The sequence below is a fragment of the Salipaludibacillus agaradhaerens genome (genome assembly GCF_002019735.1).
Lineage (GTDB): Bacteria > Bacillota > Bacilli > Bacillales > Salisediminibacteriaceae > Salipaludibacillus > Salipaludibacillus agaradhaerens.
The window spans coordinates 3,321,503-3,334,404 of record NZ_KV917378.1; the positions used below are offsets into that span (position 1 = coordinate 3,321,503).

The following is a 12,902-nucleotide window of genomic DNA, read 5'->3' on the forward strand; positions in this document are numbered from 1 at the left end:
AGTTAGTAATTGAGGTTTTAATAGAGCATTTCATTTTCAATAGATTACATAATATAGATAATTTTAGATTCGGAGTTTCTCAGAACAGTCCAGCTGAGACTCCACAGAGCAATTTTTTCGAGGGTGCTTGGGGCGCGAACTAGTAATACACATCGAGCCGATGTAACAGTGAAACTCCCCTGGGTGAAAGCGAGCATCCTGAAGGGAGAATTAACAACTAGTTGATATATTCGTGTTTTTGAATGGATAACGACGACATTCTGAGTGCACTTACTCTTTAAACAGGCCGAATAGAAATTGATTGTTTAGTAATATTTCTTAATTTAAGACTATAATAATCCTATTGAAATTAAAGAGATAAAGCCCGATACTAGATAAAGTAGTGAAAATTTAAAACCAAAGGGAGGTGAAACTAAAGTGAAAGTCAGACATTTAATTTTTTTATTAGTCTTACTATTTTCTCTCGTCCACTTTAGTTCACAATATACGCTTGCTGAGGAAGAAAATGATGAGCAAGTAAGCCAAGAAAAAATAGAAGGTGAAGGAGAGAGTTCAGAAAAAGAAAATGATGACAATTTGTCATCAGAAGAAAGCGAGCATAGTCCTTCAGAAGAGAATAATAATGAAAATCCAGAAGTTGACTCTAATGAAAGTCTTATAGAAAATGAAGAAATAATCGAAGTAGAAGCAGAAGAGCCCATAGAAGTAAGCAGTATGGTTTCTGATGGGAATCTTTTCAAAAGAGGTGACAGTGACCCGAGAATCATTCAATTAAAAATCGATTTAGCTAAGCTAGGGTTCCCTGTTTCTAATAACCCCAATGAAAACTTTGGGCCATCTACGGAAGAGGCAGTAAAAGATTTTCAAAGTTACTTCGCTATCGAGGTACATGGAATGGCTGATGAAACCACGTTAAATAAGATAGATGAGATTCTATCAACACCTCTACAAAACGGAGGAAATCATGCGGATGCCATCACCTTGAAGGAGAACTTGTCTAAGTTAGGATTTCACGTGTCGAATAATCCTAACACGGCTTATGGTCCAACGACAGAACGTAGAGTAAGAGAGTTTCAAGCGTTCTATAACTTACGAGAAAATGGTATTGCAGATGAAGTGACGTTGGCAAAGATTGAAGAGTTAATCAACACCCCGATGTCGCGAGGGGATTACCGTCAAGATGTAGTGGATTTAAAGGTTAAACTAGCAGAGGTAGGTTTTGCAGTTTCAGCTAATCCCAACCCTCAATTTGGCCCATCGACAGAACGGATAGTAAAAGATTTTCAAAGTTACTATGGTCTAGAAAGTCATGGAAGGGCAGATAACGCTACGTTAGCCAAAATAGAAGAGGTGTTAGGGAGCCCCTTTAGAAGTGGTCGAAACCATGAAGATACGATAACCTTAAAGGAGAATCTATCGAGACTAGGTTTTCATGTATCCGATAATCCAAACACTGCTTATGGACCTTCTACGGAGGCGCGAGTCAAAGAATTTCAATCGTATTATGGGTTAGTGGCGAATGGAATAGGCGATGAGGTGACGTTGGCAAAGCTAGAAGAGCTTTTATCGAGTTCTTTCCAAAATGGAGAGAGTCATGAGGATGTTATCACTCTTAAGGAGAACTTATCTAAGTTAGGATTTCATGTATCAGACAATCCTAACACGGTATATGGTCCTATGACAGAACGGCGAGTCAGAGAGTTCCAAGCTTACTATGGGTTAGTGGTAAATGGGATGGCAGATGAAGCCACGTTAAACAAGATCGATGAGATTCTATCAACACCTCTACAAAACGGAGGAAATCATGCGGATGCCATCACCTTGAAGGAGCACTTGTCTAAGTTAGGATTCCACGTGTCGAATAATCCAAACACGGCTTATGGTCCAACGACAGAACGTAGAGTAAGAGAGTTTCAAGCGTTCTATAACTTACGAGAAAATGGTATCGCAGATGAAGTGACGTTGGCAAAGATTGAAGAGTTAATCAACACCCCGATGTCGCGAGGGGATTATCGGCAAGATGTGGTAGATTTAAAGATTAAGCTAGCAGAGATAGGATTTGCGATTTCACCCGATCCGACTCCCCAATTTGGTCCATCAACAGAACAGGCGGTAAAAGATTTTCAAAGTTACTATGGGTTAAGTAGTAGTGGTATTGTAAATGATGCCACTCTAAATAAAATTGAAGAGATACTAAACTCACCATTTAGAAACGGACGGAACCATGAAGATACGATTACCTTAAAAGAGAATTTGTCTAAGTTAGGTTTTCATGTATCTAACAATCCTAACACGGCTTATGGCCCATCGACAGAATTGAGAGTGATAGAGTTCCAACAGTACTATGGACTTGTCGTAAATGGTATAGCAGACCAACCGACGTTAAATAGAATACAAGAAATTCTTAATTGGTATCTCCGTAATGGTCAAAGTCATGAGGATGTTATCCAGTTAAAAGAGGATTTAGCGAGACTAGGTTATCATATATCAAATAATCCAAATGAAAATTATGGACCAGCTACTGAAAGGGAAGTAAGGAATTTTCAATCTGATAATGGGTTGAGAGTTAGTGGGATTGCTGATCAAGTAACACTTGATGCCATACAATCATTATTAAAAAATGAACCTGTTATAAGATATACTCAATACAACTATACTATAGATGATATGGTGAGGACTCAATTGCAAGTTAGTCCAAGGACAGACTTGTACAGGACAAAAATTGCCTATGTATCGAGTGATCATGTAAATAGGCAAGGTAGTACAGGAACGGTTACCGCTTCTGTATTGAATGTTAGGTTTGAGCCTAATACAAGGTTAAATAGCATTGGTACCATTAATTCAGGTGCAAAAGTTACAATTATAGGGACGGAAAAAGATACAAGTCCTAGCTCTAATAGAACTTGGTATGCAATTGAGTACCCACATGGACAAAATTGGCAGTTTGCTAGAATGGCTGATGTAAAGAGAATGGTAAATCCTAATAGTTTTTCTTTGAATGTTAATAATCAAGATATGTATCAATTTTTAGTTTTATCTGAAACATCGGGCGTTTCGGCGACATACTTGAATAATCAATTAATAGGCAAAGGAATTTTAGAAGGTAGAGGAACTACATTTAAAAATGCAGCTGAGAAATATAGCATTAATGAATTTTATTTACTTTCACATGCTATCTTAGAAACTGGTAACGGTAATTCTCCTCTTGCAAACGGAAGTATTGAAGTGGGGCAGATTTCTGCTAATAGATGGGTAGTTTATACACCTAATAGTACTCACATTGCTGAAAGGTCAGGGAGTACTTGGAACGTTCAACAAGTGAGTAGTTATAGCAGAAGTCAAGCTACCAATATTCGTAAAACATATAATATGTTTGGGATAGGTGCTGTTGACATTGACACCTATGTAAGAGGGGCGATTAGAGCGTATGAAGAAGCGTGGTTTACACCTGCAGCAGCAATAGATGGTGGGACAAAATTTATAGCCGAGTCTTATGTCCACCATCCAACTTTTGCACAAGATACTTTATATAAAATGAGGTGGAACCCTCAGATACGGGGCACACACCAATACGCTACAGACATTGGGTGGGCTCAAAAGCAAACAGCCAATATATTTAAACACTACCAAGCACAGAGTAATCTTCGAAGAACATTTGACATTCCAAGGTATAAATAATTCTAAATACAACTTATATAATTAACCGAGTGATGGACACAATAAGTGCAGTCATTCGGTTTTTTATTTCTTTTGTTCGCTTTTATTATTCCCATAATTAAGGTTGGCTAAACGCCGTTAATAATATTATAATGAAAGTCGAGAATTGTTTTATTTTATCACAGATAGCCGTCCGTAAAACTCTTGGGTCAAAATAGAGAGGAAAGCTAACTCTATTTAGCCGTGCGATAAGGATGCTAAGTCTCTATTCATAACTCGAATTAGTGGGATAAGAATAATACTCCCCCTGATTGAAGCTTCGTAGCGACGATTTTGTATATTATTTTTTATCTATAAAGAACTACAGTTTATGTTTTACTGTTCAAAGGGGTTTTAAAGTGTCAGTTTAGTGTTAAGCTGGATTCAAAGTACGGTAAAGGTATTTTATTTTACGGTTTAATGCTGTTGAAATATGAGATGAATTCATGATAGATGAATTAAATTAATTTATACTTAATGGGCGTTTTAGTTAAATGATATGTAACAAGAAGAAAAGCAAAAGAATGAGGTTATGAAGTCTTCCTTCTGCGTATAAAAAGTCATACAAATATAATCAGGTAGTCTGATTCTCCTCATAAGCAGGTTATAGTGTGGATTTAAGGTTTAGTTAAAGGAAAGAGGTTTTAAATATGACGAATATTGGCGAATCAAGAAGCCATAGGTTTTTTCTAATAGCTGGAGATTTGTTTTGTATTCTTGCGGCCTATATTAGTGCGTTTTATATACGTTATTTAGATTTCCCAGATCGCAACTGGGAAGCATTTATCTCTTTACTTCCATGGATTTTGCTTATCGGATTATTTTTTATCTCAGTGTACGAATTATATGCATTAGATAGGAAGAATACGATCAGTGATATTGTGAGAAAAATTCTCGTGGCATCTTCTTTAATGACTTTTTTAACGATGGCAGCTTCTTATTTATTCAGAGAGTTTGCAATGCCGCGGTCAGTTGTGTTAATTGCAGCGGTATTTATGGTTATTTTAATGGTGATTTTTAAGGTCATTTATTTAAAACTTACGAGAGGATCCGTCATTGGGAAAGTCTTGCTTATTGGGAATGAATCGAATACCGATAAACTTATTAATAAAATTAAGCATCCTATGTTGAAAGGAACGAAGGTTCAGCATATTTCTGGTGACAGTTCTATAGAGCATATAGGCTATTGTTTGGAAGATTGTGATTATGTTGTTTTGTGTACCGATATATCAAAAGAATCAAAATCTCAAGTGATTTATCATGCGATGGAGCGTAATAAAGTCGTCTATGTGATTCCAACACTTTATGAGTTGCTGTTACAACGTGCATCTATTACGCCATTAGAAGACACACTTGTTATGGGTGTACAGCCATTCGGACTTACGTGGGATAAAGTCTTTGTAAAGCGAGTATTTGATTTTGTAGCATCGTTATTATTATTAGTACTTATCTCCCCACTCATGTTATTTGTAGCTATAATTGTTAAATTAGATGATCCGAAGGGGAAGGTTATCTATTCACAAGAACGACTGGGAAAACATGATAAACCATTTACGATTTATAAATTTCGTTCAATGATTACGGGAGCTGAAAATAAGACAGGCCCTGTTTTAGCAACATCTGATGATGATAGGATTACGAAGGTTGGCAAATTCATTCGCTCGACACGTCTTGATGAGCTTCCTCAATTGTTTAATGTGCTAAAAGGAGATATGTCCTTAGTAGGTCCACGACCTGAGAGAGAATTCTTTATTAAGCAATTGTCGGAGGAATATTATCATTATGGGTATCGTAACAGAGTTCAACCTGGTATAACGGGTTACGCACAAGTTATGGGAAAATACAGCACAGGGGTAGAGGATAAGCTACGATTCGACCTTTATTATATTAGAAATTACAGCCTTTGGCTTGATATAATCATTTTATTAAAAACGTTTCTCGTCATTTTTGACCGTTCAAAATCTGAAGGGACTGGTGACGCATCTGAAGATAAGGATAAGAGTGACGGGGATAGGCAAGAAGTGCCTAAAACAACGACTAAATCACGATCAACACTGAATTTATAGGATGCTGTAGAATAGTGACTCTAAGGACAGGAGATGACGTATGGAGACTGTATTAATAACAGGGGGCGCTGGATTTATTGGCTCTCATGTTACTGACGCTCTTGTAGAGAATGGGCAGGAGATTGTTGTACTTGATAATCTATCAACAGGTAGTACAGAGAATATCAATTCATCTTCTTCTGTCACATTTATTGAGGGTGATGTGAGGGATGAAGCCCTTGTAGAAAATATCTTTCGAAAAAACCCTGATATATCGGGTGTTATTCATTTAGCTGCCCAAAGTAAGGTGGCGCCTTCACTTGATGACCCACTAGAGGATTTAATGATTAACGTGAAAGGGACTGTCACAGTCTTGGAAGCTTCAAGAAGACATGGGGTCAAAACGTTCGTTTATGCTTCTTCTGCAGCTGTATACGGCCACGTGGAGAGTTTACCTATTTCTGAGGAGGACCGTGTTAAACCGCTATCCCCATATGGAGCCTCCAAACTTGCTGCGGAGCAATATGTTCAAACTTTTGGTACTCTTTATGATATGAATGTAAGTGCTCTCAGGTTTGCGAATGTTTATGGTCCAAGACAAAGTGCTGATACAGAAGCAGGAGTCATCACAATTTTTATTGAAAAATTATTGTCAGGACGTACGCCATACATTCAAGGGGATGGTGAGCAGACCCGTGATTTCGTCTATGTAGACGATGTTGTTAATGCGGTAATCACGCCATTTTTAAATAGCAAGGAAATGAAGGTTAATGGGGTATTTAACGTTAGTTCTCAGTCTCAAACGCCAATTAATCAGTTGTTAGAAGTGCTCTGTAAAGAAGTGGGGAACACATTTAACCCTGATTACGGTCCGGTAAGGGCGGGGGATATTAAGCATAGTTATTTAAGTCATGATAAATTAACTAAAGTATCTAATTGGAGGCCTCAAACCCCTCTAAACGAGGGATTAAAACGTACTGTTCAATATTATCGATCGTTATATTAACAATCTTTACAAGTATCTTTATTTAAGTTAAATGTTTAATAGTTATAGCCCTCACCTAGAGCGCGTAGCTTAGGTGGGGATTTTTAAACAGATGGCGTCGAGGCTCCATCTGTTTTCTCAATTCTTTAGCTTGTTGAAACGAGTACACTCTCTATTATTAATTCAGATAGCCCTCTTTTTAAGGTTCAAACTAAAATTTTCATCTAAGTTAGGTTTATTGTTATATTTGTAAATAAATCTTATCTCAATATATTCCTCTAAAAAGCGACTACTGTGATGGACGCTTGCTCCTCATGGGCTTTCTTTCAACTGAATAATAATCATTATTTGCTCTGGCGTTTTAAAAACGTGCATTTTAAATAGAATACCTTTCGTGTTGGTAAACCATCATGACATTCGTCTACTAAAATAAAATGTCCTGATTAACTCAGCTACTAATCAGTGGGAGGAAAACGAAAACCCTCCTGATTGAAGGCTCATTTTATGAGAGTAAGATAAAATACATAAAATCACTTGCGTATGTTTTTGAGCTGATTTATAATTATGTATATCTCATACGTACAAGTAATGATAAAATGAAAGCGCTTATTTGATGGATTTGTGTTGTTTATAAACAAATTTATACTAGTATTATAATAGTTTTTAGGTGAATCTACTATTTTTTATATTTTCTAATAATAACTTGTACGCATGTTTGGTTGTGTTGGAAGCTATATCATAGTTTTTCGAAAGTTTAACCGTTCTATGTTTGATGTGGATGGCATGAGGTTTGACCATGAAGGGGTTTTACATGATGTTTGATAGGTATTTAATTGTTTAGATTATTATCTCAATCATCAAAGTCAGTCATTTTTACTTCTACAAAATAAAAGGAGGGTTTAAAATGAGAAAAATGGTTTTAGCGGCACTATCAAGTGTTTTTCTACTGTCAGCATGTGGGGGAAACAATGCAAATGACGCCAGTGGAGACTTAGAGGAACAAACCGTTGTTGGGGACGACATTGAAGGGGCTACAGAGCTTACATTTTGGAATTTCCAAGAACTTCATACGCAATTTTTTGAAGACGCTGTCATTAGGTGGAATGAAGAAAATCCAGATCGTCCTATTCAGTTAATCGCGGAAACATACCCGTATGATCAAATGCATAATAATCTATTACTAGCACTTCAATCTGGCAGTGGCGCCCCAGATATAGCAGATATAGAGATTAGTCAATTTGCGAATTATTTACAAGGTGAGGTCCAGCTCGAAGCTTTGAATGATGTTGTTGAGCCTGAATTAGATGATTTAATTACTTCTAGATTTGATATTTATGCGAAAGACGGTAATTATTATGGAATTGACTATCATGTCGGGGCGACGGTGATGTTTTATAATGAAGAAATTATGAATGAAGCGGGTGTAGATATTGATTCTATAGAAACTTGGGATGATTATGTGGAAGCAGGCGAACAAGTCGTAGCTAATACAGATGCTGTTATGACGACAGTAGAATCAGACGATCACTTTACTTTTTGGTGCTTAATCAGTCAAAGAGGCTCTGATTATTTTGACGAAAATGGTGACGTTATTCTTGATAATGAAACAAATGTTGACACACTGCAATTTATCTATGACCTTGTTTATGAGCATGAAATTGCAGAAATAGCTCCTGGAGGATACCATCATGCGGAAGAATATTATGGTTTTATGAATGATGGTGGCGCTGCCTCGTTGATGATGCCGATGTGGTATATGGGACGATTTCTTGACTATATGGAAGATTTAGATGGAAAGATGCAGATTCGTCCTTTACCAATGTGGGAAGAAGGCGGTAATCGTTCTGCTGGTATGGGTGGTACAGGGACAGTCGTAACGAATCAAACTGAGAACTCTGAATTGGCGAAAGATTTTTTAGCTTTTGCGAAATTGTCTGAAGAAGGCAATGTGAAACTTTGGGAAATACTTGGGTTTGACCCTCCAAGACACGATGTGTGGGATTCCCCTGCCATGGCAGAAGACAATCGTTTCTATCAATATTTCCATGATGACATTTTTGAGATTCTTCATGATATTCGAGACGAAATTAATAACTTGAATATTACTGAACAGACAACAAATGCCCAACAGGAAATTAACTCCAATGTGATGCACTCTGTTTTACGTGATCAAAGTAGAACTTCACAAGAAGCATTAGAAGATGCAGCAGATGCTATCAGAAGTCGGATGATAGAGTAAAAAATAGCGGATCTGCCCAGGAGACTTTGTAAGTTTCCTGGGCAATCAATTAAAAAGGAGGCCATGGCATGGGAACGACAATTTCTACTGAAAAAGGAAAGCCCTTAGGTACACCGAACAGTCCGAGGAAGCGATCTAGCTTTCTGTACTCTAAAAAAGCCGCGCCTTATATTTTCGTATCACCTTTTATTCTTTCATTTTTATTTTTATTCCTCTATCCATTTATTAGCGCCATAAACATGAGTTTTCAAAGAGTGCTTCCTGGACAAGTAGAATATATCGGATTAAGGAACTATGAGAGAGTTTTAAATCCAACATTTTATACCGCACTACAAAATACAACGGTGTATGTTATTTTAACAGTCATTCTCTTGACCGTATTACCACTCATTTTTGCACTCTTTTTAAATAACCGTCTCATGAAAATGACGAACTTTTTCCGGGCGGCTATTTTTATTCCTGCTCTCACATCGGTCATAGTAGCCGGAACGATTTTTAGAATGATATTTGGGGATTCTGATATGGCGATTGCAAACCAATTCCTCAGTTTCTTTGGATTTTCTCCAATTGAATGGCGATATGGAGCAGCCTCAGGTATGTTCCTGATGGTAGTTTTAGCCTCATGGCGCTGGATGGGAGTAAATATCCTTTATTTCCTTGCGGGATTGCAAAATGTAAATCATGACCTTTACGAAGCGGCAGATATTGACGGGGCGAACGTATGGCAGAAATTCAAACACGTCACCTTCCCTGCAATCAAACCAATTGTCATCTTCTTAACTACGATTACAACCATTAATGGGTTTAGAATGTTTGAAGAAAGTTTTGTTTTTTGGGAGACAAGTTCCCCTGGGAATATAGGTTTAACGGTTGTGGGCTATATTTATCAAGAAGGGATCCAACGTAATGATATGGGTTTTGGAGCAGCAGTGGGAATCGTTCTGCTCTTAGTCATCTTTGTCGTTAGTGTTATACAATTATATTTAACAGGCGCATTTAAAAAGGGTGATTCATAATGGAAAAAACGCTGAAAGAAAAAATGATAACATGTCTGCTTGTAGGCTTATTTATATTAGTGGCATTTGTGGCGTTATTTCCGGTTATTTCACTGGTTGTGGCGTCGTTAAGCCCAGCATCCGATTTAATGAGATATGGGTTATCAGGAGAATTATTCTTTTCATCCTTTGATTTTCAAAATTTCCAGGCCATTTTTGGAACGGAAGGAAGTAGCTACTGGCAATGGTATTTGAATAGTATCATCATTTCCGCAGTTCTTATTGTTTTATCTTTGTTTTTCTCATCACTGGTAGGGTATGCTCTTGCCGTATATGAATTTAAAGGTAAACGTTTTGTGTTTATTCTTGTTTTGCTAATTTTAATGATTCCTTTTGAAATTCTAATGTTACCTCTTTTTCGAATGATGACAGCTTTTAGTTTAGTCGATTCTTATTTTGCAGTTATGCTGCCTTTAATTGTAGCGCCTATAGCGGTGTTCTTTTTTAGACAATATTCCGTTGGACTTCCAAAAGAATTAATGGAAGCTGCGAGAATTGATGGTTGTACGGAATATGGCATTTTCTTTAGAATTATGGCCCCCCTTATGTTACCTTCTTTTGCGGCAATGGCTATTTTACAAGGCTTAACAAGCTGGAATAATTTCTTATGGCCGTTACTTGTGTTAAGGTCAAACGACATGTTTACGTTACCTATTGGATTGGCCACATTGTTAACGCCTTATGGGAATAACTATCAAATTTTATTCGCAGGTTCAGTATTAAGCATTATTCCAATTATTATCTTGTTCCTCTTTTTCCAAAGGTTCTTTATTGCTGGATTAACGTCAGGTGGGGTGAAAGGATAAAAAGGAACTCAATTCCCATGAAATGATGGAAGGGTGATACGCCTAGTGATAGAGAATATGAATCGCTTTTTTCGATTAGTAACACGGTTTGCCATGCTAAATGCATTATGGATTGGATTTACCGTGTTAGGTTTGGGAGTATTCGGATTATTCCCGGCGACTGTGTCATTATTTTCCATTTCCAGAAAGTGGATTCAAGGGAACGAGGAGTTGCCGCTTTTTAAGTCTTTTGTAGCTTATTTCAAGAGTGTTTTTGTAAAAGCGAATCTTGTTGGTTGGCTGGCTGGTGGTATTGGGGCTGTGCTTTATTTAAATTATCGTTTAATTAGACAGGCTGGGGCGGATGTTCCACTTCTCGTTACAGTGTCATTTATTATCATCGTTATTTTCTTCATGTTAATGGGAGTCTCAGCCTTCCCTGTTTCAGTTCACTTTACTGGGGGATTGATTGAGCTATTTAAAAAGACTGCTATGTTTGTATTTGGCCGGTTCCACATCGCGTGTCTTTTTGTCATGATCGTTTGGGGGGCTATTCATTTCTCATTAGCATTTCCTCCAATTATTTTGTTTTTTTCTGGAAGTGTTGTTTCCTATCTTATCATGTGGTTTTTTATACGAACTTTACACAAGTTAGAAAAAAGCTATGAGGAGCAGACTGTCTCCCGTGTGATTAAAGAATGAGCATAACGTGTTAGTGTTCCTAAGATTGTGATTTTTCACCTTAAAGTTGCCTGACATATATGGGACTGTTGTTCATTGCTAAAGGGAATTTAAGGATTCAAGTGTGATTACCTTAAGAACGTGATACAATAGTCGTACGTATATGTCAGACGAGCGAGGTGGATGATGGAAACAAAATATAACTTTGTAAAAAATAAAATTAAATCACAGATACTTCAAGGATTTATTCAACCTCATCAAAAGGTAGGATCGGAAACAGAATTGATGAAGGAATATGAAGTGAGTCGCCACACGGTGAGAAAAGCGATTGATGAACTAGTCAATGACGGCTGGATTTATAAAAAGCAAGGTGCAGGAACATTTTGCGCTGATCGTTCAGCTTTAAAAAGTGGCACTGCGAGCCAACAAACGAAAAATATAGCGGTTATAACAACGTATTTTTCGGATTACATTTTTCCGTCAATAATTCGTGGCATCGAAGGATATTTAAGTAAAAATGGGTATCAAGTGACATTGTTTAGTACGAACAATAATATTGAGCAAGAGCGTCGATGTCTTGAAGCGGTTTTACAACAAGGATTTGACGGTCTCATTGTGGAGCCAACGAAAAGTGCGCTTCCCAATCCGAATATTAACTATTATCTGAATTTAGAACGAACAGGTATCCCATACGTCATGATAAATGCCTATTATGAAGAATTAGAGCCTACTCATCTGATTATGAATGATGTTGAAGGTGGAAGAATACAGACACGTCATGTATTGGATCTTGGTCACCAATACGTTCTAGGCTTCTTTAAAAATGATGATATTCAAGGGACGAAGCGTATGAAAGGTTTTATTAAAGCTCATCGTGAAAGTGGCATTCCTTTAAGTCCTAAAAATATTATCACTTATACAACAGAAACAAAAGAAACTGTGCCGGTAGAAGAGCTGAGACAGCATTTGACAAACACGTCAGAGTTACCTACTGCTATTGTATGTTACAATGACCAGCTTGCATTAATGCTTTTGGACGTAATAAGAGACATGAAGTTGTCTGTCCCTGAAGATATCTCTGTAGTTGGCTACGATGATTCATTTCTATCGGTGGCTTCAGAAGTTAAACTGACAACAGTGAAACATCCAAAAGAAGAAATGGGAAAAGAAGCAGGACGAAGAATATACAACTTTATTGAGCAAAAGCTGGCGCCTTCTCGTCATTTTGAAATGACCCCTGTTGTTTATGAACCAAAAATAATGATTAGAAATTCAACACAAGGGCTAGGTGTAAAAGAAATAAATTAAATAAGTCTACGACTAGGTATAAAAACGAACGCTCTCTCCATCTATGCGTTCGTTTTTTTAATCACAGATAAGCGTCCGTAAACCTCCCGGCTCAAAATAGAGAGGAAA

The 12,902-nt window shown here is 37.3% G+C and carries 8 protein-coding genes; all 8 read left to right on the forward strand.

Features of this window, described 5'->3' with window-relative positions:
- Positions 1-417: 417 nt before the first annotated feature.
- The 8 genes from BK581_RS15420 to BK581_RS15455 all read left to right on the forward strand — a co-directional run bounded on the left by BK581_RS15420 (position 418) and on the right by BK581_RS15455 (position 12,794).
- A complete protein-coding gene (locus BK581_RS15420; RefSeq protein WP_078578997.1) occupies positions 418-3,678 on the forward strand; it encodes a peptidoglycan-binding protein in 3,261 nt (1,086 codons plus the stop codon).
- 668 nt (positions 3,679-4,346) lie between these two features.
- Positions 4,347-5,762, forward strand: a complete 1,416-nt coding sequence (locus BK581_RS15425; protein WP_078578998.1) for a sugar transferase — start codon at positions 4,347-4,349, stop codon at positions 5,760-5,762.
- Positions 5,763-5,802: 40 nt separating this feature from the next.
- Positions 5,803-6,747: an SDR family NAD(P)-dependent oxidoreductase gene (locus BK581_RS15430; RefSeq protein WP_078578999.1), complete on the forward strand. Its 945-nt coding sequence runs from the start codon at positions 5,803-5,805 to the stop codon at positions 6,745-6,747.
- An 883-nt stretch (positions 6,748-7,630) separates the two neighbouring features.
- Positions 7,631-8,965, forward strand: coding sequence for an ABC transporter substrate-binding protein (locus BK581_RS15435; RefSeq protein ID WP_078579000.1), 1,335 nt, complete (start codon positions 7,631-7,633; stop codon positions 8,963-8,965).
- A gap of 68 nt (positions 8,966-9,033) precedes the next feature.
- Positions 9,034-9,981 carry a carbohydrate ABC transporter permease gene (locus tag BK581_RS15440; protein ID WP_078579001.1) on the forward strand — a complete coding sequence of 316 codons (948 nt, stop codon included), beginning with the start codon at positions 9,034-9,036 and terminating at the stop codon, positions 9,979-9,981.
- Positions 9,981-10,826, forward strand: coding sequence for a carbohydrate ABC transporter permease (locus BK581_RS15445; RefSeq protein ID WP_078579002.1), 846 nt, complete (start codon positions 9,981-9,983; stop codon positions 10,824-10,826). Before BK581_RS15440 ends, BK581_RS15445 begins: the two co-directional genes overlap by 1 nt.
- A 45-nt stretch (positions 10,827-10,871) precedes the next feature.
- Positions 10,872-11,507: a YesL family protein gene (locus BK581_RS15450; RefSeq protein ID WP_078579003.1), complete on the forward strand. Its 636-nt coding sequence runs from the start codon at positions 10,872-10,874 to the stop codon at positions 11,505-11,507.
- Positions 11,508-11,672: 165 nt separating this feature from the next.
- Positions 11,673-12,794, forward strand: coding sequence for a GntR family transcriptional regulator (locus tag BK581_RS15455; RefSeq protein ID WP_078579004.1), 1,122 nt, complete (start codon positions 11,673-11,675; stop codon positions 12,792-12,794).
- The last annotated feature ends 108 nt before the right edge of the window (positions 12,795-12,902 follow it).

What these genes read in the sequence shown, in the direction of transcription:
- BK581_RS15425 (WP_078578998.1), top strand. Translation starts at nt 4,347, where the DNA reads ATGACGAATATTGGCGAATCAAGAAGCCATAGGTTTTTTCTAATAGCT.
- BK581_RS15430 (WP_078578999.1), top strand. Translation starts at nt 5,803, where the DNA reads ATGGAGACTGTATTAATAACAGGGGGCGCTGGATTTATTGGCTCTCAT.
- BK581_RS15435 (WP_078579000.1), top strand. Translation starts at nt 7,631, where the DNA reads ATGAGAAAAATGGTTTTAGCGGCACTATCAAGTGTTTTTCTACTGTCA.
- BK581_RS15440 (WP_078579001.1), top strand. Translation starts at nt 9,034, where the DNA reads ATGGGAACGACAATTTCTACTGAAAAAGGAAAGCCCTTAGGTACACCG.
- BK581_RS15445 (WP_078579002.1), top strand. Translation starts at nt 9,981, where the DNA reads ATGGAAAAAACGCTGAAAGAAAAAATGATAACATGTCTGCTTGTAGGC.
- BK581_RS15455 (WP_078579004.1), top strand. Translation starts at nt 11,673, where the DNA reads ATGGAAACAAAATATAACTTTGTAAAAAATAAAATTAAATCACAGATA.